This is a genomic window from Cupriavidus sp. 8B, assembly GCF_054589115.1.
In genome coordinates this window covers 1-21080 of the sequence record NZ_BAAILO010000536.1, presented here as the reverse complement: position 1 = coordinate 21080, position 21080 = coordinate 1, and the positions used below count along the sequence as shown (strand labels likewise).

The following is a 21080-nucleotide window of genomic DNA, read 5'->3' as shown; positions in this document are numbered from 1 at the left end:
TGGATGTCGAGCGCACCCGGGTGCGCGCGCAGCAGGACCGGATCGCCGGCGATGCCACCCTGATCAAGGACTTCGTGTCGTTGCAAAAGGCACTTGGGCTGGGTTGGCAGAACGAGGGCTAGGACGGACGATCGCCGTCATGCGCCGGGTGGCGCGGGCGGCCGGGGCCTTTCAGGCCGCCATGCCCCTATGTTGTATCCAGCATACGTTTACCGGCCCCAAATATATGTGCGTAAATCTGCTCTTGTAGTTGGAGGTTTGCGCGATTGACCCGCGCGGCAGCTCGGCGGATGGGCCGCGGCAGCCGCGCAGGTTAGGCAGCCGGCACTCCATCGGGCATGCGCCGCTGTTCAAGGACGGGCAATTGCCCTATCGTGACGACCTTCCCCGCCAACTCTGCGCGGCGATTTCATCGTCTTGTCCCGTCTTGCCGCGGTTTGTCCATGTCCCGCTCTCTTTCACGCATCGCGCGCCGCTTGCGCTCGCTGGTGCCCGGTTGTCAGGTGCTGCCGATGTTGCTTGCATTGGTGGCGCTAGCCTTGGCGCCGCAGGCAGCCAGGGCAGCAGATCACCCTGCGCAGCCTGCCGTGCAATCCACCGCTGAATCCGCCCCCGCACCCGAGCCGGGGGGCAAGCGCCCGCGCGTGTGCCTGGTGCTGTCCGGGGGCGGTGCGCGCGGCTATGCGCATATCGGCGTGATCAGGGCGCTCGAGAAAATGCACGTGCCGATCGACTGCATCGCGGCCACCAGCATGGGCGCCGTGGTGGGCGGCTTGTACGCCAGCGGCTTGTCGGCGGGCGAGCTGGAGGCCAAGCTGTCGCATATCAACCTGAGCGATATCGCCTTCGACCGCAACGAGCGCGCCGAACTGCCGCAATCGCAGCGCGAGGACGACCTGCAGTACCCGATCGGGATCTCGGCCGGCTATGGCGATGGCAAGATCAAGCTGCCCACCGGCCTGGCGCAGGGCAACCGCCTGCTGGCGCTGCTGCAGAACTGGACTGCGCAGGTGCCGGCCGACGCCGCCTTCGACAAGCTGCCGACGCCGTTTCGTACCATTGCCACCGACCTGGGCACCGGGGCCCCAGTGGTGCTGGACCATGGCTCGCTGCCGCGCGCCATCCGTGCCAGCGTGGCGGTGCCGGGTTTGTTCGCGCCGATCAAGGTGAACGGTCGCACGCTCGTCGACGGCGGGCTGGTCAGCAACCTGCCGGTGCAACTGGCGCGCGACATGGGCGCCGATGTGATCATCGCGGTCAATATCGCCTCGCCGCTGGACGATCCCGCCAGCCTGGACTCGCCGGCGGCGGTGACGCAGCAGATGGTCACAATCCTGACGAACCAGAACGTGAGCACGCAGAAGGCGCTGCTCAGGCCGGGCGACGTGCTGATCGAGCCCCAGCTGGGCGACCTGTCCTTCACCGACTTCTCGCGCGCCAACGATGGCATCCAGAACGGCTGGAACGCCGTACTGGCGTCCGAGCCCCGGCTGGCGTCGCTGACGCTGCCGGCGCATGCCTGGCAAAGCTACCTGGCAGCGCGCAAGGGCAGCCAGGCGGTGGCGGGCCCGCTGCGCATCGATGCCATCCAGATCCACTCGCAAGGCCGGATCCCGGCCAGCTACGTGCGCAAGTACCTGGGCGTGAACGAAGGCGACACTTACGACGCAGTCACGCTTAACCGCGAGATGGCGCAGCTCTCCACTTCGGGCGATTTCGAGAGCGTGGCGCAGGAGCTGGTCACGGAAGACGGCCGCAATGTACTGAAGGTCGAGGCGCAGCAAAAATCCTGGGGGCCGCAGTTCCTGCTGTTCGGTTTCGGCGTGTCCAACACTTTCAATGGCCAGGGCGGGTTCAACCTGCAGCTGGGGCATCGCTATCCCTGGATCACGCCGGGCGGGCTGGAATGGCGCAATGACATCGTGCTGGGCAGCACCCAGGCCAAGTGGCACACCGAGTTGCGCCAGCCGGTGTTCGACCGGCTGGGCTTCTATGTCGCGCCCTATGTGGAGTACGGGCGCAAGCGCGTCGACCTCTATGGCGACACCGCGCCCAACCGGAATACCGACCCGATCACCGCCTTCCGGATCGACACCGCCGCCGCGGGCCTGGACCTGGGTGTGCCGCTGGGCCGCCTCGGCGAGTTCCGGGCGGGCGTGAACTACCAGCAGGTCAATTACTCGGCTGTCTATAACCTGCCCATCAGTACTGGCCGGCTATTTCCCCACGCCCATGTGCGCCAGCCCACCATGCGTGCCCAGCTCACCATCGACCAGCTCGACGATCCGCTGTTCCCGCGCACCGGCTATTACCTGCTGGCCACCAACGAGCTGGCCTTCGGCGGTACCGACAACCGCTTCAACGATGCCCATGCCAAGGCGCTCTGGGCAACCAGCTACGGCCGCCACACGCTGAACCTGGCGGCGGAGGCCGCGGCCACCTACGGCGATCACCGCACCGACAACAGCGTCAGCGGCGGGCTGGGCTTCACGCTGGGCGGCTTCCAGCATCTTTCCGCCTATGCCCAGGACCAGTTCTCCGGCAACTACCTGCTGTACGGCCGCATGACCTACCTGAACGACCTGCGCGAGTTCATCCTGCCCGGGCTGCGCACCACCGTGGTGGGCGCCAGCCTGGAGGCCGGCGACGTCTGGCTGCGGCGCAAGAACTTTGGCAATGGGCCGTTCAAGACCAGCGCCAGCCTGTTTATCGGCGGCAACAGCGCCATCGGCCCGCTGTACTTCGGCTTTGCCACGGCGCCGAACGGGGTGTGGAACCTGTACCTGCAGCTGGGCCGCGTCTTCTAGTCCGCGGACTAGCCCGCGGGCGCCGGCAGGGGCTCGGTGGCGCTCACCGCGTTGTCGGCGCTGTCGGCCGGCCGGAAGGTCACCGCGCTGATGCGGCCGTTGCGCATGCGTAGGGTTTGCGTGCCCTGGCTGTGGCGGGCCTCGCCGTTCATGACGGAGGAGGCCGCTACGTCGATCTGCGCGGTGGCGCCCTCGATGCGCGGCGGTGCGGTCACGGCGATGCGCACCGTCTTGCCGGCCATCGCCTCCAGCTTGGCAAACATGTCGATCACGGCGTCGCGGTCGTCGTAGCTTCCCGCCAGCGGATGCTCGCCCTGGTGGCGCCAGCGCACGCTGGGCTCCAGCAGCGGGAACAGCGCTTCGAACTGCCCGCTGGTGAGGGCCTGCAGGTATTCGTTCACCACGGCGGCGACGGCTTCCTCGGTCATCGGCACTTCTACCCTGGCGCGTGCCGGGCGGCGCGCCTGCGCCGGGTCGAAACCGAGGAACTCGAGCACGTTGCTGACCACCTGCTCGCGGTCGTTGTCCACGCAGATCATGTGATAGCTGTTATCCACCACGACCTTGCGCATGTCGGGGATCGCGGCTTCCAGGAAGTCGGCCGAGCGCAGGCTGGTCAGCTCGTCCTCGCGCGCGTGGACCACCAGGGTGGGACAGACGATGCGGTGGGCGCCGCGCAGCACCCAGCCGCGCAGCCGGTCAACCTGGCGGATGCAGGCCAGCGGCACCCAGCGATAGTGGAAATTGTCGCCGCGCTCGAACTTGGCCTTGACGATGGCGCGCACGAGGTCGTTCTTGATGCCGAACGGCTCGTCTTCCTCCACCCGCATGCGCGCGGGCAGCGTGGGGATGTGATAGACCAGGTGCCGCAGCGCGCGGTACCAGGGCGTGGACCAGCCGTCGATGTAGACCGGGGCCGCCAGCGCGATCAGCCGGCCCTTGGTGTGCTGCCGGCGCTCGGCCAGCGCCAGGGCCAGAAGCCCGCCCAAGCACATGCCCATGACGTGGAAGGTCTCGTACTGCCCGGCCAGTTCATCGTATGCCTGCGTGACGGTGTCGAGCCATTGCTCGGCCCGCACGGGCACCAGGTCCTCGGGCGTGCCGGCGTGTCCCGGCAGCGTCACCGCGTGGGTTTCCACCCCGGCGCGCCGCAGGGCCTTGTGCATCGGGCCGAGGTCGAATTGCGTGCCGCCCAGGCCGTGGATGAGCAGGGCACCCGTGCCGCTGCCCTTGAGAGCCGTCATGCTGCGTCGCGCTCCTCGATCACAGCCGCGCCCTGCAGGCGCCATGCGCCGGCAATGATCGCGACGCTCTCGTCCCCGTCCAGCAAGGGGCCGCTCATATCCAGCACCATGGTGCAGTCGCCCGGGGGCAGCATCAGGCGGAAAAGCAGGTCGGTGCGGGTCTCGCCACCATCCCCATCGCCGTCGCACTCGCGCAGCCAGCGGTCGCGCACCCGGGCCCGGTCGTCGGCATGCACGTGAGCCAGCACGTTGTCGAGATTACCGAAGGTATCTTCGCGCACGCCCAGCGAGCGCTCCACGTCGCCGCTCCAGCGCAGCGTGCCGCTGCGCGGGTCCAGGCAGTAGACCAGCTGGCCGCTGGCCGCCAGGGCCAGCTTGACATCGTTCTGGCGCTGCGCCGACTGCAGGTGCAGTTGCTCGCGGCTGGTCCGCAGCGTGCTGATCAGCAGCGTCAGCAAGGCGGCCACGGCAAGATAGAGCTGGGCCTCCATCAGCGAGCGGCCATGGTGGGCCGCGCTCTCGGCAAACGGGCCATCGCCCTGGCCGGTATTGACCAGCACGAACAGCGCCAGGATCGCCACCGCCACGGAGCCGCCCCGGCCGCCCCACAGCAGCGTCACCACCGCGGCGAAGAACAGCGGGATATAGGTCAGCGCAAACACCACGCCGGTGGGCAGCTGGCCCAGGCTCTTGTTGTCGAAGATAAATAAGGTGGTCAGCACCAGCGCGGCAAACGCGCCCAGGCCGAACAGGAAATCGCCGCCGCTCATGCCACCCGAGCGCATGGCGCGAAAGCGCGACCAGCCCGCCAGCACTGGCGTGACGATCAGCACGCCCACCAGGTCGGCCGCGCCCCAGATGCGCGCGGTACGCCAGAACGGCACGTCCTGCATGATTGTGAACCAGCCCGCACCCACCGCGGCGCTGGCAGCGCTGCTGACCACCCCGGCGATCAGCAAGCCGCGCACGAAGGCCAGCCCTTCCAGCGAGAAGTGCGTGCTCCTGACCACCGCCACTGCCACGGCGGCAAAGCCGATCTCGTCGAGCGAGAACAGTATCAGGCGCAACGTGTCGCGCCCCTCCACCCAGCCCAGCAGCATCTGCGCGGCGAAGAACGCCAGCCCGACCGGCAGCCAGCGCGGCATCGGCGTCAGCATGAACGCGGCCACGGTCACGCCGGCCGGCAGCCAGATATAGCCGGTGGCGGAGAACGGGCCGTTGAGCTTGTGCGAGATGTAGCCGGAGCAGAAGTACAGTGCCGCCCACAGGAACAGGATGACGGCTCGGTTGGTTGGTTTCACTTAGGCTTTCCTTGGCTGATGCCCGGGCACGGGGCCGGCGCGCGGCGGCCAGCCGTTATCTGAACGCGCCAGGCGGGCACGCGGCTGACGCAATGGCGCGGCCGGGCAGGGGCATCATAAGCCCGCACAGGGATTTCTATCATGGCGCCATGTAATAAAATCGTCACAATTAACGGTGTTAGCGGATGTCAGGCCACGAGCTCGCCCCGGCGCATGCCGGCAAGGCAAGGCCGCAATATAAACGAGGAGAAAAGACCTGATGGCGAAGTACACATTAAATAATCGATTCCTGTTCGGCTTGCCGACGCTGCTGGCCTGCGCCGCCCTGCCGCTGGCACTGGGCGCGGCCCCTGCAGCCGCCGCCTGGCCGGAAAAGCCGATCCGCCTGGTGGTGGGCTTCCCGCCGGGTGGCCCGGTCGACACCCACGCCCGCCTCCTCGCCGAAAAGCTGCAGCCTATCCTGGGCCAGTCGGTGGTGCTGGACTACAAGGCCGGCGCGGCCGGCAATATCGGCTCGGACGCCGTGGCCAAGGCCGCGCCGGACGGCTACACGCTGTTGCTGGCCAACACCGGCCAGATGGCCATCAATGGCTCGCTCTATCCCAAGCTGCCATACGCGATGCCGCGGGATTTTGCACCCGTGGCCCGCACCGCGCTGATTCCGCTGGTGATGGTGGTCAATAACAATGTGCCGGCCCGCAACCTCAAGGAATTCATCGGCTATGCGCGCGCCAATCCCGGCAAGCTGAATTTTGCCTCGGGCGGCAACGGCGGCATCTCCCACCTGATGCCTGAGATGTTCAAGCAGGCCAGCGGCACCTTTATCGTCCACATTCCCTACAAGGGCAGCGCCCCGGCGCTGACCGACGTGATGGGCGGCCAGGCGCAGATGATGGCAGACTCGATCCCGCTGTTCACCCAGTACATCAAGGCCGGCAAGGTGCGCGCGCTGGCGGTGACGTCCAAGCATCGCTCGCCCGCGTTGCCTGACGTGCCGACCATGGAAGAGGCCGGGCTGAAGAACTTCGAAGTGGTTGGCTTCTACGGCATGCTGGCGCCCGCTGGCACCCCCAAGGAAGTGGTGGCCAAGCTGTCCGGCGCGCTGCAGACCGTGCTGGGCGAAGCCGATACCCGCGCCAAGCTGGAGCAGCAGGGCGCGGAGGCGGCCTGGCAGGGCCCGGAGGCCTTCGGCCAGACCATTGCCGCCGAGCAGAAGCGCTGGGGACAGGTGATCAAGGCCTCAGGCGCGAAGATCGACTAAGTCGTCCACGCCGGGGCGGGCTGCCTTTCGTGGCTTACCACTGCGCTAGCGCGGCGCCCAGCTTGCCGGCCGGGCGCTCCCAGCGCATTGGCGCACCTTGCACCGTGGCGGGCGGCCTGATCCGGCGTGCCGGGCCCCATGCGGTTTCCTCGACGACGACTGCCAGGTCAGCGGCCGTTTCGGGGGCCAGCGTTGGTGCTTCGCCTTGCGCGCCCGCGCCCGCCACCAAAAGATGCGCCGTGCGCGCCAGCGACGCCCGCACCTCGCAGCCAGCGCCGGTCGCCAGGCGCTGCACCAGCCCGCGGATGGCCGCCGTGGCCATCAGGTAGCCGGTGGCGTGGTCGATGGCCTGCACGGGCAGCGGCTTGGGACGGTCCAGGCCCGCGGCGCGCATGCCCGCATCGGCAATGCCGGTGCTCATCTGGACCAGGCTGTCGAAGCCGCGCCGGCCGCTCCACGGCCCACTCCACCCATACGCATCTAGCGACACATCCACCAGCGCGGGATTGATCTCGCGGCGCCGCCTTGCGTCCAGCCCAAGCCGCGCCAGGGCTTCGGGACGGTAGCCGTGCACCATCACGTCGGCCTGGCTCAGCAACCGTTCCAGCACCTGCCGGTCCGCCGTGCCTTGCAGGTCGAGCCGTGCGCAGCGCTTGCCGGGCACCACTTCGGGCACCGTGCCGGGCTCTTCCCAGCGGGGCGGGTCGATACGGAGCACGTCGGCGCCGAACCCGGCCAGGAAGCGGGTGGCCACCGGGCCGGCCAGGATCCGGGTCAGGTCGAGCACGCGGATGCCGCGCAAGGGGCGATCCGGGGCGATGGCCCAGGCTGGCCGCGGCCCTGTGGCGGCCGTCGTCCAGTGCATCAGCGGTTCGCGGCTGATGGCGATGCCCTGCGGATGGGCGGCCCATTCGGCCACGGTGCGCATGGCCGCCGAGCAGCCGCCGCGCTCGACGATGGCCGCTTCCAGCGCGCTGGCTTCCCACCCGGACACGGCCTGGGCAACGGCGGCCTTGTCCGCCCGCACCGCCACGCCAAGCACGGCGAGGGCGGCATCGCGATGATGCGGGGCGTTGGTATGGAGCCGGACCCAGCCGTCCTTGGCCCGGTAGTCGCCTGCTACCGGATCCCATTGCGGCGGCAATTCCCAGCCCTGCGGTCGCAGCGAAGTGCCGAACCATAGCGAAGCGAGACGTTGGTCTGCCTCGACATGCGGCGCATGCCCGCAGGCCCGGTGGATCAACTCGGCAACGGCCAGGCCGGCTGCGCCGACGGCGGCGGCGGCCAGGTCGGTGACGGGCAAGACCGAGGGCAAGTGACCTGAGCCGGTCACGGCAATGTGCTCCAGCCACGCGGCATCACCGCGCACGCTGCGCCAGATTTCGCCAAGGAAGGTGGTCGCGGCTCCTGTCGGGCTCCTGGCTGAAGGCGTTGATTCTCCGGGGGCTGGCATGGCGTGCTCTCCATTATGGGTTGGGCAAGACTGAGTGCCTTGCAGCATAGGCTGCTTGTTTTAATAGTCAATATTGATTAACTTAATCAACTCATTGCCGATTTCCTCGCCCTCGCCCTCGCCCATGCCCCGTTACCTGACTTCCGCCGAAGCCGCCGCCCAGCTTGGCGTCTCCCGCCAGACGCTCTATGCCTATGTCAGCCGTGGCCTGCTGCACGCGCACGATGGCGAAACCCACCGCGAAAGCCGCTATCTCGCGGACGACGTTGCGCGCCTGGCCGGCCAGCGCACGCGCGGCCGCAAGCCTCGCGAGGTGGCCAAGGCCACGCTGAGCTGGGGTTTGCCGGTGCTGGAATCGGGCATCACGTTGATCGAGGACGGGCGGCTTTACTACCGGGGCATGGATGCCGTGGCGCTGGCTGCGGCGGACACGGTCGAAGCGGTGGCCGCATTGCTGTGGCAGTGCCCGCCGGACGCGGCGTTTGGTGCTGCACCGCCTGCGCCAGCGCGCCTCACGGCGATGCAGGCGGCCTTCGCCGGGCGCCGCAGCGAGCAGGCGCTGCTGCCGCTGTTTACCATTGCCAGCGATGACGACCCCACGGCGCAGTGGCAAAAATCACCGGAACGCCTTGCCGAGGGCTGCGGCGTTCTGGTGCGCCTGCTGGCCGCCTGCCTGTTGGGCACGGCACCCGCCAGTGCTCCGGTCCATCAACAATGCGCCAGCGCCTGGCAGGTGGACGCAGAAGGCGCGGACCTGATCCGCATGGCGCTGGTGCTTTGCGCAGACCACGAACTGAACGCGTCGAGCTTCACTGCCCGCTGCGTGGCGTCCACCGGCGCCAGCCTGCGCGCATCGGTGGTCGCCGGCCTGGCCGCGCTGACCGGTGGGCTGCATGGCGGGGCCACCGCCCGCGTGGAGGCTCTCTGGGACGAACTGGGCGAGGCCCCGCCCGCATCGAAGCTGCGCGAGCGGCTGGCCCGCGGCGAGAACCTGCCGGGGTTTGGCCATCATCTCTACCCCGCCGGCGACATTCGCGCCATCGGCCTGCTGGCGCGGATACTCCCGCATCACCCGCAATGGCAGGCGTTCATCGACGACGCCTTCGCGCTGGTGGGGCAGCGGCCATCGATCGATTTTGCGCTGGTGGCGCTGCGCCGCCATCTGCGGCTGCCACCCGGCGCGGCCTTCGGCATGTTCGCGCTTGGCCGCTCCATCGGCTGGATCGCGCACGGCCTGGAGCAGCGCGCCGATGCCGAGCTGATCCGCCCGCGCGCGGCGTACGTCGGCCCGCGCCCGGCGTAGCCTGGATCAAGCCAGCTTCTCCGCACGCTGTTGCAGGCGCCGCACCGCGTCGCGCGCTTGCCCGCCAAGCTCGGTGATGTCCAACCCGGGAATCGCATCGTGCTCCACCACCACGCGTCCGCCGACCAGCAGCGCGCGCAATGCCGGCCGCCCGCCGCTGGCCACGGGGGCAATGGCCGGATCGTGCAGGCCAAAGCAGCGCGGGTCGTCGAGCCGGTAGATGGCAAGGTCGGCCGCCTTGCCCGGCTGCAGCGTGCCCACCGCATCCAGGCCGAGCACGGCAGCACCGCCCGCCGTGCCCCAGCGCACTACATCTTCCACGCGCGCGGCGTCGGCGCCGCCTTCATGGTCACCACCCTCGGCGCGTGGCCGGGCGCCATGGCCTCGGCGCGCGCGCTGCAGCAGCCACGCCGCATGCGTTTCGGAAATCATGTCGGCCGCTTCGTTGGAGGCGGCGCCGTCCACGCCGATCGACACCGGCACGCCCGCGGCTTCCAGCGCCGGGATATCCGCGATGCCGCTGCCCAGCCTGCCGTTGCTCTGCGGGCAGTGCGCGATGCCAGTACCGGTCTCGCCGAGCTGGCGGATTTCGTCCGCGCCCAGTTTCACCAGGTGGGCGAACCACACATCGCGGCCAAGCCATTCGTACTCGCCACAGAAGGCCACGGGGGTCGTCTGGTACTTGTCTCGCGCAGCATTCTGGTATTCCACCGTCTCGGACAAATGGCTGTGCAGCCGGATGCCGAGCCGGCGCGCGGTGCGCGCGCTGGTGCGCAACTCCTCGGGCGACATGGAGTAGAGCGGGGTGGTGGGCGCCATCACCACGCGCCGCATGGCATCTGGCGCGGGCTGGTGGTAGCGCGCGGTGAGCCGTTCGCAATCGCCCAGGAACTGGTCGAGCGTTTCGGGGCGCAGCGCCTGCGGCAGGTCGCTCTCCAGCTGGCGCGTGCGGGTGGCGCCGCCGCGGCACAGCACAAAGCGCAGCCCCAGCGCCTCGGCTTCCTCGAACAGGATGGCCGAGCTGTCGTAGGGCATGCCGGGATAGTAGAGATAGTTGTGGTCCGCCACCGTGCCGCAGCCGCTGCGCACCAGTTCGATCAGGCCAATGCGGGCGGCAAGCCGGAAGGTGGTCTCGTCAAAGGCGGCGCGAAAGCGATAGGGCGTAGCCCCTAGCCACGGCGTGAGCGTCAGATCCAGCCCCGGCGGATCGCCCTTGAGCAGCGACTGGAACAGGTGATGATGGGTGTTGACCCAAGCCGGGTAGATCACGCAGTCGGTGGCGTCGATGACTTGCTCGCCGGGGCGCGGCGCCAGCTTGCCGATGGCCTCGATGGTGCCGCCTGCCACGCGCAGGTCCGGCCCGGCGTGGCGCTCACCCTCACCCGTTCCGTCACCGGTACCCTTCAGGCCGGTCAGGATGGCGGTGGCATTGCGAATCAGGATGGTATTGGTCGTCATGCCAGCTCGCTTTCGTGCCAGTGCGACAGCGCCATGCGCGACACCACCACCATCACGCCGAACAACGCCACGCCCGTCAGCGTGATCAGGAACAGCGCGGCGAACAGGCGCGGGATATTGAGCGCGAAGCCAGCCTGCAGGATCTGGTAGGCCAGCCCTGCACCCGTGCCGCCTGTACCCGCCACGAACTCCGCCACCACCGCGCCGATCAGCGCCAGGCCGCAGGAGATCCGCAGGCCGCCGAAGAAATATGGCAGCGCGCTGGGAATGCGCAGGCGGCGCAAGGTATCCCAGCGGCTCGCGCGGTTGATGCGGAACAGGTTGAGCAGGCCGGGGTTGACGCTGCGCAGGCCCAGCACCGTGTTGGAGATGATCGGGAACACGGCCACCATGGTGGCGCAGATCACCAGCGCCAGCGTCGGTTCCTTGACCCAGATGATGATCAGCGGCGCGATCGCCACCACCGGCGTGACCTGCAGCAGGATCGCGTAGGGAAACAGGCTGGCTTCGATCAGGCGGCTCTGCACGAAGACGAACGCCGAGGCGGTGCCGACCACCACGGCCAGCGCGAAGGCCAGCATGGTGATGCGCAGCGTCACCCATAGCGAGCCGGACAGCAGGCTCCAGTCTTCCACCAGCGCATGGCCGATGGCGGTGGGCGTGGGCACCAGGTACGCGGGGACGGCGAGCGCGGTGCAGATCGCCTGCCAGGCCAGCAACAGCAGCACGCCGACGGCAAGCGGGGCAGCCACGCGCTGGACGGCGGGGCGCGACAGTAGCGGGGGATTCATGGGGGCTCCTTGTTATCCGTGGGACCGATGCGGCTGCCGGGCTCAGTGCTCGTTGGGGTCGACGCCGGTGTTGGCCTGCGTCAGCAGCGCCGACAATTGCGCGCAGTACTGCATGAAGGCGGGCGAGACGCGAAAGGCTTCATCGCGGACTTGCGGACCCTCGATCGCCACGTCGGCAATCACGCGGCCCGGCCGCGCCGCCATCACCACCACGCGGCTCGACAGGTAGACCGCTTCGTAGATGCTATGGGTGACGAAGACCACCGTGAGGCCGCGCTCGGCCCACAGTGCGCGCAGGTCGGCGTCGAGCTTGTTGCGGGTGAACTCGTCGAGCGCGCCGAAGGGCTCATCCATCAGCAGCAGGTCCGGGTTGGTCGCCAGCGCCCGCGCAATCGACACGCGCATCTGCATGCCGCCCGACAACTCGCGCGGATAGACCGCGGCGAAGCGGCCCAGCCCCACCAGCGCCAGCGCGCGCTGCACGCGTTCGTCGGCCTCGGCGCGCGGCATGCGGACCAGGTCCAGCGGCAGCCGCACGTTGTCGGCCACGCGCGCCCACGGCATCAGCGTGGCTTCCTGGAACACCATCGCCAGCGTGCGGCCGGCGCTGTTGGTGGCGCAGTTGGTTGCGGTCGGAAGGGAGGGGTTGCCCCACCAGCGCATATGGCCCGCCGACGGCGTTTCCAATCCGGCAAACAGCTTGAGCAAGGTGCTCTTGCCGCAGCCAGACGGGCCCAGCAGCGAGACGAACTCGCCGGGCTTGATCGCCAGCTTGACGCGCTCCAGCGCCACGGTGCCGTTGGGGTAGGTCTTCTCGACCTGGTTGGCGAACAGCAGCGGCGCGTCGGCATCGCGCCGGCTGCTGCCAGCGGGCTCGGGTTCGCCGCAGGCGTTGGACGCAAGGCCGCCGGCGCTGGGGGCAGCAGCGGGAGCTTGCACGGCACTGCGAAAGAGGACGCTCATGGCTGTCTCCGTATGGAATGGTTCCGGGGCTATCGGCTATCGGAAGTCCGGTTTAACCGCGAACCACGGGAATGCGGAAGGTTTCCTTCTCGCCATGCTGGGTGAACAATTCCATCAGCATCTTGCGCATCAGCAAGCCGGGCTTGTCGGATTCCATATGGAATTCAACGCGGCGGCGCGTGTCCACGCAGGCGTCGTAGTCCGTGGCTTCCAGGATGTCGCGATCCTCGCCGACGATGGGCGCGTCCCAATCGATCAGCTCCTGGGTCGAGCAGTCTTCCTCGCTGTCATTGCGGTACAGCCATTGCGACAGCATCACGCGCTTGTCGTCGATCGGCGTGGCGCAGTTGTAGATGATGTGATGGCGCCCGCTGGCGGGATAAGTGCAGCCGAAGCGGCGCGTGAACGGCAGGTCCCAGCGGTTGAACATATGCCGATGCGTGATGGGCTCGGTGGTGCCGGTAACGCGGTGGCCCGCCTCGATATTGCGGATCGGCACCAGCGTCTCCGCCTCGAACCCCCACTCGCGCTGCTGCAGTTCGTACTTCTCCGGCTTGGGCTGCTCGGACAAGCCAAAGTTGGCGCGGTGCACGAAGCTGAAGTGCGAGTTGTCGAAGGAATTCTCCATCACGCGCAGCGAGCTGGTGTTCCACTTCTCGTAGAACTGGAAGATGCGGCGGTAGGCGGGGTCTCCATCCTCCGGGAAATCGGGGACGGGCTGCAGCGGATCGTCCAGCGCCACCCACACGTAGCCGTATTTCTCTTGCACGTGATAGGCCTGCACCTTCGCGCCCGAGGGGATGGCGTTGTCCGGCGCCTGCGGAATCCGCACGCAGCTGCCCGAGCAGTTGTATTCCCAGCCGTGGTAGCCGCAGACGATATCGCCGCGCTCGTTGACCCAGCCCTTGGACAGGCGTGCGGTGCGGTGGCAGCAGCGGTCCTGCAGCGCCGCGGGCTTGCCGTCGGCGCCCCTCCACAGCACCAGGTTTTCGCCCAGCAGGGTAAAGGGCTTGGGGCCGTCGTCGAGCATCGAGACCGGCATCAGCGCGTACCAGAAGCGGCGCAGTACGGGTTGTTGGGTGACCAGCATGTCGAAAATCCTTGTATGGGGTTGATCTTGAATAGCGCGGCCGCGCGCTTCAGGGCATGACCTTGAGGTCCTTCACGAATTGCGTGGTGTAGGCCTGCTTCCAGTCGGTATCGGCCTTGAGCAGCCCGGCGGCTACCATGAAGTCGCGCGTCTTCTGCCAGCGCGCATCGGTCATCACGCCGATGCCGTAACGGGCCGCGTCGCCACCGCCGACCATGTGGTACTCCTTGAGTTTTTCCACGCCCCAGGCAAGCTGGTCGTCCTTCATGTTGGGGTTCTCCTGCTTGATCAGCGCATTGGCCGGGGCAGGGTCCGCCAGGTAGCTCTTCCAGCCTTCCATGGTCGCCTTGACGAAGCGCGCGACCACGTCCGGCTTTTCCTTGACCATCTTCTGCATGGCGACGATGGTGGTGCCATAGGGCGGATAGCCATCGTCGGCGAACAGGAAGAAGCGCGTCTTCGCGCCGGCCTTGCTGGCCGAGAACACCTCGGACGACGCGTAGGCTTGCTGGGCCGATTGCGGATCGGCAAAGAAGGGCTGCAGGTTGAAGGTATAGACGCGCGACTGGGATTCCTCGAGCTTGTACTTGCCCTTGAGCCACGGCCACCAGGTGGTGCGCCCCGAGGTGGAGACCAGCACCGTACGGCTCTTCAGGTCGGCCAGGCTCTTGACGTCCTCGTGGGTCATCATGCCTTGCAGGTCGGTCTGGAAGGAGGTCGCCACGGTGGTCACCGGCACGCCTTGCTCCACGCTCTTGAGCACCTGCAGGTCGTAGCCCATCAGGAAGTCGGCCTGGCCGCTGGTGAGGATCTGCATCCCGTTGACCTGCGGGCCACCCATGCGAACCGTGACATCGAGGTCGTACTTCTTGTAGATGCCTTTCGCTACCGCCTGATAAAAGCCGCCGTGTTCTGCCTGGGCATACCAGGAGGTGAGGAACGTCACCTTGTCGGCGGCGAGCGCGGTGGCGGGGACGGCGGCGAGCGTGAGCGCGGCGCAGGTGCCGGCGATCAACAGGCGGCGCAATGGGGAAGGCGTCTTCATGGGGGCTCCTGTGCGGATGTTTGCGGGGGAAATCAGGGCGGGTACGGCAACAGGCGGGCAACGGCGCAGGACGCGAGCGGCGGCATGGCCGCCGGACGCATCTGCGAAATGGAATAAGGGCTTGAAGATGGGGGACATCGTGGGCGCTCTCTTTTCTCTCGTGCCCGGCCTGGTGGCCGGATCCAAACGCCCGGATGCATCTCGCGATGCGAGTCAACCAGGCGTGCGACCGGATGGTCGCGAGAGCAATGTCCCACGCCGGGATGCGTCTGCTCCGCTGGGGGAGGCACATCGGCGCTAACCGCTTCTACTCGATAGCTTGTTCAGCAAGAGGTGTGCCAACGGCAGCGGTGAATGCCGCGTCCCAAATGCGCCGGATCGTGGCACGCCGCTGGGCAGCCCTGGTGCATGATCGCCTGGCGCGTTGCACGACGTGCACCAATTCGGTGAGAGATGCGGTGCCCGGTGCGATCAGTTGCCGGTGCTGGTCCTGACCAGCCCGCCGCAGCGGCCGATCGCGGTGGTGACACAGCACGCGTTGCCGGACCAGTCGCCACCGATCACCAGGCCGGTGGGACCTGCGATCAGGCGGCGATGGCACAGGCCGGGCACCAGCAGGGGCTCGGGTGACGTGGGCGCGCGCGCATCGCGCGGGCCGCTGCCCGGCGCGCGCGCCGGTGGCACTTCCTCGGTCCACAGGTAGGCGGTGCCCCCGGGCACGGCCTGCACGGCTTGCGGCGGGCCCCACTGCGCCTTGGCTTGCTCGATCGGGGCGGATTGCCACGAATCCAGGATGCGCTGCATGGCGGATTGTTCGATGCCTGCGCAGCCGCCCGGGGCGATGGCGGCGAGTAGGGTCAACCAAAGGCGAGGGGAGATGGAGAGACGGCGGACGGCAGGCATGGCAGCTCCAGGGGAGCAAGCATGCCCCCTTCGCGCAGACTAGCCTAGCCGCCCGCCTTGCCGCAAGCGGCCTGAGACGCTTTATGCGGGCTTGCCCACAGTTGGCGCCAGCACGGCCTTGTCGGCGTCGCGGGACGGGTCGTGCGCGCTGTCGTCGCCACCGGCCTGGCCCAGGTCCATGCCCTTGGTTTCCGGCAGCAGCAGGGCGGCGCCCATCACCATCATGTAGCCCACGCCAGCCACGATGGCGATCGCCAGCGGCAGCGAGGTGCGGCCGGTGCTGAGCCAGCCCACCGTCAGCGGGAACAGTGAGCCGATCACGCGCCCGACGTTGTACGAGACGCCATAACCCGTGGCGCGAATATCGTTGGGATATGACTCCGAGATGGTGGCGCCGATGCCGGCGAACACGCCCTGCATCAATACGCCAAGCGGGAAGCCCAGGAACAGCATCGACGTGTTCGAGACCGGTATCACCATATAGACCAGCGCCATGGCGAAGGCGCCGGCGGCAAAGGCGATATAGGTCAGGCGGCGGCCCCAGCGGTCGGTGGCATAGGCGCCGGCCACATAGCCCACCAGTGAGCCGACGATCGTCATGGCCAGGTAGGAACTCGTGCCGAACACCGACAGCCCGCGCTCGGTCTTGAGGAACGTGGGCAGCCAGGTGGCAATCGCATAGTAGGCGCCCAGCATGCCGCCCGACAGCAGGCTGCACAGCACGGTCTTGCCCAGCAGGGGCCTGCGGCCGAGCCGCGCCAGCTGCTGCCATGCGGTGGGGCCGCTGCCGGTGCCACCGGCGGCGCGCTCGGCCTGGCTCTTGGTGAAGACCTCCGGCTCTTCCAGGTTGCGGCGCAGGTAGATCACCACCAGCGCCGGCAGGATGCCCATGAAGAAACAGACGCGCCAGGCGGTTTCGGCGGGGAAGATGCTGAAGGTGATGGCGTAGGCAATGGCCGCCGCGCCCCAGCCGAAGGAGTAGCTGCTGGCGGTGAAGCCGGAATATTTGCCGCGGTGCGCCGGGTTGCGGATCATCTCCGTCACCAGCACCATGCACAGCGAGGATTCGCCGCCGAAGCCCAGGCCCTGCAGCATGCGGAAGGCCAGCAGTTGCTCGGGCGTGTTGGCCAGCCCGCACAGGAAGCAGGCGACGGCGAACACCACGATGGTCCAGCGCAATACGCGCACCCGGCCGTAGCGGTCAGCCAACACGCCCGCGCCGATGGCGCCCACCAGCGATGACACCAAGGTCCACGTGACAATGGCGCCGGCGGCCGACTTGCTCATGCCCCACTGGGTCAGCAGCGTCGAAATCAGGAAGGAATAGATCATGAAGTCGAACACGTCGACCGCATGACCGAGGAACGCGCCGTAAAACCCCTTGCGCTCCATTATCGATAAATCCTTGAACCAGGTGAACATGATCTCTCCTTCGTGTCTTCGCTTTGGGGGGCGGTGCGCTGTTCTTTTATGGCGCCGGGGCGCTTTACACCGTGTGGGACTGGGACTGGGACTGGGACTGGGACTGGGACTGGGACTGGGACTGGGACTGGGACTGGAACCGGGCCGGCGGTGGCCGGAAGGCAAAACCCGCTGCTTCCAGCAACTGGGCAAAACGCAATGCGCTCAGGTCTTCGAATCTCGCGGCGACGATCTGCACGCCCACCGGCAGGCCGCTGCGGCCCGGGCCGATCGGCGCCACCGTCGAGGGCAGGCCGCACAGGCCGGAGTGCCCGGCCCAGAACAACTGGTTGGTGAGCGGTTGCGCCCGGCCGTTGACCTGGAGCGTGCGCTGCCACGGCTCGCCGGCTTCATCCAGCGCAAAGGCGGTGGTGGCGGCCGCCGGGCACAGCATCACGTCCACCTCGCCAAAGAAGCGTTGCCAGGCCTGCGCGAAGGTGGCCCGGGCTTGCTGCAGCTGCAGCCATTGCCGGTGCCGGATGCCCGCGCCGGTGAATTGCAGCGTGGCATAGCTGTGGTCCTCGGGCGCGGCGCCGGCGGCGCGGGCCAGTGCGGCGTCGAAGCCGGCGTCATCCATATGGATCGACGTGGTGGCCCGCAGCATCAGCACATAGGTGTGCCAGAGGGCCGAAGCATCGAAGTCCGGGCGCGCGTTCCAGCGTACCTGGGCGCCCTGTCCCTCCAGCCAGCGGCCAAGTTTTTCGATCTCGTCGCTAACTTCCCCGTCGGCCTCGCACAGCGGATGGCTCGGCAGCACGGCGACGCGAAAGTCGGCCAGTGCGCGCTTGCGGCAGGGCGGCAGCGTCAGGCGATAGGCCTGCGCTTCGCTGCCGTCCGGGCCGGCCAGCGCCTGCAGCAGCAGTTCCAGGTCCCTGCGCGCCAGCGGCCCCGCCACGTTGATGTCCTGCTCGCCATAGCCGTGGCCAATGCCATGGCCGCGCAGCGGCACCAGCCCGTGGCTGCTCTTGTGCGAGAACACGCCGCAGTAGTGCGCCGGGTTGCGCAGCGACGAGCCGATGTCGGAGCCCACGTCGAAGAAGCTCATGCCCGAGCAGACGGCCGCGGCGCTGCCGCCGGACGAGCCGCCCGGGGTGCGGCTGGGGTCGCGCGGGTTGCGGGTGGTGCCGTAGATGGCGTTGTAGCTTTGCCAGTCGCGCAGCCCGATCGGCACGTTGGTCTTGCCCAGCAACACCGCGCCAGCCGCGCGCAGGCGCTCGACCACGGCCGAGTCGCTGGCAGCAATGTTGTGGCGCAGCGCCGGGTTGCCGCACGTGGTGGGCCAGCCTGCCACGTCGAAGGATTCCTTGATGGAGAAGGGAATGCCGTCCAGCGCGCCAAGCGGTTCCCCGCGGCGCCAGCGCCGGTCGCTGGCCTCGGCCGCGGCGCGCGCGGCGGCGAAATCCGCCAGGATGATGGCGTTGATCTCCCGATGCGAGGCGGCATAGGCGGCCTCGCACCAGTTCACCAGGTCCTGCGCGCTGGCGTGGCCTTTGGCCAACAGCGCCGCGGCTTCCCATACCGGCAGAAAGCACGCCTCTTTCTGCCGGGTGTCTGTGCTTGCTAGGTCTTGCCGGGTCACGGTGGCGCTCCGTCTTGTGGGGTCTCGTGGCCAAGGCGCACGGGGTCGTGGATCGGTCGGTCTATCGCCGGAATCGGTATACTATATTCATTTAATTGCAGAGGGCAAGCCAAATGTCCAGGCGGTCACGATCCGCCGCTTTCTGGTGCAATGCAGCAGCTTTCAGCACAAATCCGGGGTTCGCGGGGAAGGCGATAAAAGGTCGCGCACCGCGGCGGTGCGCGAGTTCCAGGTGATTTGGTATACCGTTTGAGCTCTTTGGGTGGGCTGATGGTGCCCAAAAGCGTGAGGGCCGGGGTGGTGGCCCGGCCTAGTGATCGAAGAAGGACAGGGTCTGCTGGTCTGGGCTTGGCGCCCTGCGCCGGTGCGTGAGCGCTGGGGCGGCTGGCGCGGATGCGGTCCGTGGCTCCATGTCCGGCCGGGGCGAGGGCGGCGCTTGCAGCTCGAACTGCCGCACGGGTTCCAGCGCAATGGCACTGGCGATCAATGCCGCCAGCCTTGGTGCCAGGATCTGGTAGGTGTCCAGGTCGAAACGTGCAGGCGAGGATAACAGGCCTGGTGCCTCTTCCAGCGTGGGCACCGAGCCCAGGTAACACCAGTCTTCCAGGATATGCCACCACGCTTTGGCGCCGTGCTGCTCGCGCCATGCCACCGCACCCGCGAACGGCCAGGGCCGGATCGCCAGGCCGGCCAGCGCTGCCGCCGCCCGTTCACGGTGAGCCGCCAGTGACTCGTCGCCAGTGCACGCGCCCTGGCAGCGGTGCAGTTGACGCGCGAAGCAGGGCAGGCCGCGCCGCGCGGTTTTTTCCAGGGCGAGGGCGACCTGGCAGAGCTGATGAATTTGCGCCAGTTCGGCCAGCCGGGCCTGGGCACTGGCCCGGCTGGGAAAGGCGCCATACAGATTAGGGTGCCGGCTGAAATCGGTGTCCCGATCCGAGCGCAATATCGGCGCGCTCAGTCCGGGGGCCAGTTCCCACGCATAGAGCCCGGCGTTTTGGCGCAGCATCTGGTTGTGCAGCGGCTGCATCGTCTTGATCAGGTGGGCTTCCAGCAGCAGCGCGCCGGCCTCGCCGCCGGTCTCGCGCCATTCGACTCGGCGCACCGCGCGTGCCAGCCGCATTTCCAGGGCGGCACGATGATCGCCGGAGAAATGCGCGCCGATGCGTTGGCGCAGGTGGATGCTCTTCCCTATATAGAGAGGCATGTCCTGGTCGCCATAAAAGAGATAGACGCCCGGGGTGTCGGGAACGTCGTCCAGCGCGGTTTCTTCCAGCCCGGCAGGCAGGCTCGCCCGCTTGATCAGCGACTGCACTGCGGATTCGACCAGGTCCACCGTATAGAGCTCGTGGACCTTCTGCCAGAATTGCCACAACAGCTCAGCATCGGCGAGAGCCCGGTGCCGGCCCTTGGGCTGCAACTCGAACCGGGCGATCAACGCATCCAGCCCGTGGCGCGCCGCCGAGGGAAACAGCGAGCGCGAGAGCCGTACCGTGCACAGGACATCGGCGCGAAAGGTGACGCCAACGCGGCGGAACTCATTCTTAAGGAAGCCATAGTCGAAGCGCGCGTTGTGCGCGACGAAGAGCTTGCCCTGCAACCGCTCCGCAAGCGACTCCGCCAGTGACTCGAAGCTTGGCCGTCCACGCACCATGTCGTCGGTGATGCCGGTCAGTTGCTGGATAAAGGGCGGGATGCCGATGCCCGGGTCTACCAGGGTGTCCCATTCGACAATGCCGTCCGGTCCCACCTCCACAACGCCGATCTCGGTAATACGGTCGCGTGTGCCGTCGGCGCCTGTCGTTTCCAGGTCGACAAAGACAATTGGGCGTGAAAGTGCTGCTGCCAGCGCTTGCGCATCCAGATGCCGGGGCGCATTCGCCGGCTGGCGCGATGGCAGGTAGATAGGAAGGTCAGGCATCCGTCGATTCTAATAGATAGCAGCCGCGCGAATGCTGCCCTGCGCTGGGGCACGCAAGCCTGCTTCATCACCGTGTCACAGACCGCGCTGAAGAAATTCAAGAAAAGGCTTGCCAGGACCAGGGGAGCGTCTTATTATTCGCCCCCTCGCAACACAAAAGACCGCTGCAAAGCAGACGGGACAAGGGTTGCGGGGTTGGCAGGGGTGGTTGGCGGAGCGGGTTCAGACGCCGACTGCAGCAAAGAAAGTTTGCGAAACCTGTTGACGAAACGATGATCACGCTTCATAATCTCATTTCTCTGCTGCAGACAAAAGCAGCGACGCGGCAAGCAAAGCGAGCCGCGGCCAGTTCTTTAACAAACAAACAACCGATAAGTGTGGGCGCTTGGTAGCGGATGCGGAAGACTTCGGTCTTTTAGCTTACAAGTTATAAAGTGCTCGCACAGTAAAACATGTTGGTTATGTCTTCGGACGTAGCCAGTCAGTTTTCTGAGAGTGAGCGA

Annotated in this window: 15 protein-coding genes; 3 read left to right on the top strand and 12 right to left on the bottom strand. The window is 67.5% G+C overall.

The genetic code is table 11. The features are described from left to right. Positions 1–512 precede the first annotated feature (512 nt). Entirely contained in the window at positions 513–2807 is a 2295-nt protein-coding gene (locus ACYP5B_RS47395; protein ID WP_459574344.1) for a patatin-like phospholipase family protein, read from the top strand. An 8-nt stretch (positions 2808–2815) separates the two neighbouring features. Here ACYP5B_RS47395 and ACYP5B_RS47390 read toward each other — a convergent pair whose 3' ends face one another. Next, a complete protein-coding gene (locus ACYP5B_RS47390) occupies positions 2816–4051 on the bottom strand; it encodes an alpha/beta fold hydrolase (RefSeq protein ID WP_459574296.1) in 1236 nt (411 codons plus the stop codon). Beyond that, entirely contained in the window at positions 4048–5352 is a 1305-nt protein-coding gene (locus ACYP5B_RS47385) for an MASE1 domain-containing protein (protein ID WP_459574294.1), read from the bottom strand. The genes ACYP5B_RS47390 and ACYP5B_RS47385 overlap by 4 nt, the downstream gene beginning before the upstream one ends. Positions 5353–5611: 259 nt before the next feature. Here ACYP5B_RS47385 and ACYP5B_RS47380 point away from each other — a divergent pair, with 259 nt between their 5' ends. Continuing rightward, positions 5612–6613, top strand: coding sequence for a Bug family tripartite tricarboxylate transporter substrate binding protein (locus ACYP5B_RS47380; RefSeq protein WP_459574292.1), 1002 nt, complete (start codon positions 5612–5614; stop codon positions 6611–6613). Between the two features lie 34 nt (positions 6614–6647). On the opposite strand, the gene ACYP5B_RS47375 is transcribed toward ACYP5B_RS47380, so the two are convergent. Continuing rightward, positions 6648–8066 (bottom strand): CoA transferase, encoded by a 1419-nt coding sequence (locus ACYP5B_RS47375; protein WP_459574290.1) that lies wholly within the window; start codon positions 8064–8066, stop codon positions 6648–6650. 124 nt (positions 8067–8190) lie between these two features. Here ACYP5B_RS47375 and ACYP5B_RS47370 point away from each other — a divergent pair, with 124 nt between their 5' ends. Next, positions 8191–9369: a citrate synthase family protein gene (locus tag ACYP5B_RS47370; protein ID WP_459574289.1), complete on the top strand. Its 1179-nt coding sequence runs from the start codon at positions 8191–8193 to the stop codon at positions 9367–9369. A 6-nt stretch (positions 9370–9375) separates the two neighbouring features. Here the strand turns inward: ACYP5B_RS47370 and ACYP5B_RS47365 are convergent, their stop codons facing one another. The 9 genes from ACYP5B_RS47365 to ACYP5B_RS47325 all read right to left on the bottom strand — a co-directional run bounded on the left by ACYP5B_RS47365 (position 9376) and on the right by ACYP5B_RS47325 (position 20577). After that, positions 9376–10827, bottom strand: a complete 1452-nt coding sequence (locus tag ACYP5B_RS47365) for an amidohydrolase family protein (protein WP_459574287.1) — start codon at positions 10825–10827, stop codon at positions 9376–9378. Continuing rightward, positions 10824–11618, bottom strand: coding sequence for an ABC transporter permease (locus ACYP5B_RS47360; protein WP_459574285.1), 795 nt, complete (start codon positions 11616–11618; stop codon positions 10824–10826). The genes ACYP5B_RS47365 and ACYP5B_RS47360 overlap by 4 nt, the downstream gene beginning before the upstream one ends. A gap of 42 nt (positions 11619–11660) precedes the next feature. Further along, positions 11661–12581, bottom strand: a complete 921-nt coding sequence (locus tag ACYP5B_RS47355) for an ABC transporter ATP-binding protein (protein ID WP_459574283.1) — start codon at positions 12579–12581, stop codon at positions 11661–11663. A 52-nt stretch (positions 12582–12633) separates the two neighbouring features. Beyond that, positions 12634–13671 carry an aromatic ring-hydroxylating dioxygenase subunit alpha gene (locus ACYP5B_RS47350; RefSeq protein ID WP_459574282.1) on the bottom strand — a complete coding sequence of 346 codons (1038 nt, stop codon included), beginning with the start codon at positions 13669–13671 and terminating at the stop codon, positions 12634–12636. Between the two features lie 49 nt (positions 13672–13720). Next, entirely contained in the window at positions 13721–14716 is a 996-nt protein-coding gene (locus tag ACYP5B_RS47345) for an ABC transporter substrate-binding protein (RefSeq protein WP_318236383.1), read from the bottom strand. A gap of 471 nt (positions 14717–15187) precedes the next feature. Beyond that, positions 15188–15619, bottom strand: a complete 432-nt coding sequence (locus ACYP5B_RS47340; RefSeq protein ID WP_459574281.1) for a hypothetical protein — start codon at positions 15617–15619, stop codon at positions 15188–15190. Positions 15620–15700: 81 nt separating this feature from the next. After that, positions 15701–17041, bottom strand: coding sequence for an MFS transporter (locus ACYP5B_RS47335; protein WP_459574279.1), 1341 nt, complete (start codon positions 17039–17041; stop codon positions 15701–15703). A 64-nt stretch (positions 17042–17105) separates the two neighbouring features. Then, positions 17106–18659, bottom strand: coding sequence for an amidase (locus ACYP5B_RS47330; protein WP_459574277.1), 1554 nt, complete (start codon positions 18657–18659; stop codon positions 17106–17108). A 310-nt stretch (positions 18660–18969) separates the two neighbouring features. Next, a complete protein-coding gene (locus tag ACYP5B_RS47325) occupies positions 18970–20577 on the bottom strand; it encodes an exonuclease domain-containing protein (protein ID WP_459574275.1) in 1608 nt (535 codons plus the stop codon). Positions 20578–21080 lie beyond the last annotated feature (503 nt).

Bases quoted from the DNA above. Each gene is read 5' to 3' on its own strand.
- ACYP5B_RS47395 (WP_459574344.1), top strand. From the start codon at position 513: ATGTTGCTTGCATTGGTGGCGCTAGCCTTGGCGCCGCAGGCAGCCAGG.
- ACYP5B_RS47390 (WP_459574296.1), bottom strand. From the start codon at position 4,051: ATGACGGCTCTCAAGGGCAGCGGCACGGGTGCCCTGCTCATCCACGGC.
- ACYP5B_RS47380 (WP_459574292.1), top strand. From the start codon at position 5,612: ATGGCGAAGTACACATTAAATAATCGATTCCTGTTCGGCTTGCCGACG.
- ACYP5B_RS47375 (WP_459574290.1), bottom strand. From the start codon at position 8,066: ATGCCAGCCCCCGGAGAATCAACGCCTTCAGCCAGGAGCCCGACAGGA.
- ACYP5B_RS47370 (WP_459574289.1), top strand. From the start codon at position 8,191: ATGCCCCGTTACCTGACTTCCGCCGAAGCCGCCGCCCAGCTTGGCGTC.
- ACYP5B_RS47365 (WP_459574287.1), bottom strand. From the start codon at position 10,827: ATGACGACCAATACCATCCTGATTCGCAATGCCACCGCCATCCTGACC.
- ACYP5B_RS47360 (WP_459574285.1), bottom strand. From the start codon at position 11,618: ATGAATCCCCCGCTACTGTCGCGCCCCGCCGTCCAGCGCGTGGCTGCC.
- ACYP5B_RS47355 (WP_459574283.1), bottom strand. From the start codon at position 12,581: ATGAGCGTCCTCTTTCGCAGTGCCGTGCAAGCTCCCGCTGCTGCCCCC.
- ACYP5B_RS47350 (WP_459574282.1), bottom strand. From the start codon at position 13,671: ATGCTGGTCACCCAACAACCCGTACTGCGCCGCTTCTGGTACGCGCTG.
- ACYP5B_RS47345 (WP_318236383.1), bottom strand. From the start codon at position 14,716: ATGAAGACGCCTTCCCCATTGCGCCGCCTGTTGATCGCCGGCACCTGC.
- ACYP5B_RS47340 (WP_459574281.1), bottom strand. From the start codon at position 15,619: ATGCCTGCCGTCCGCCGTCTCTCCATCTCCCCTCGCCTTTGGTTGACC.
- ACYP5B_RS47335 (WP_459574279.1), bottom strand. From the start codon at position 17,041: ATGTTCACCTGGTTCAAGGATTTATCGATAATGGAGCGCAAGGGGTTT.
- ACYP5B_RS47325 (WP_459574275.1), bottom strand. From the start codon at position 20,577: ATGCCTGACCTTCCTATCTACCTGCCATCGCGCCAGCCGGCGAATGCG.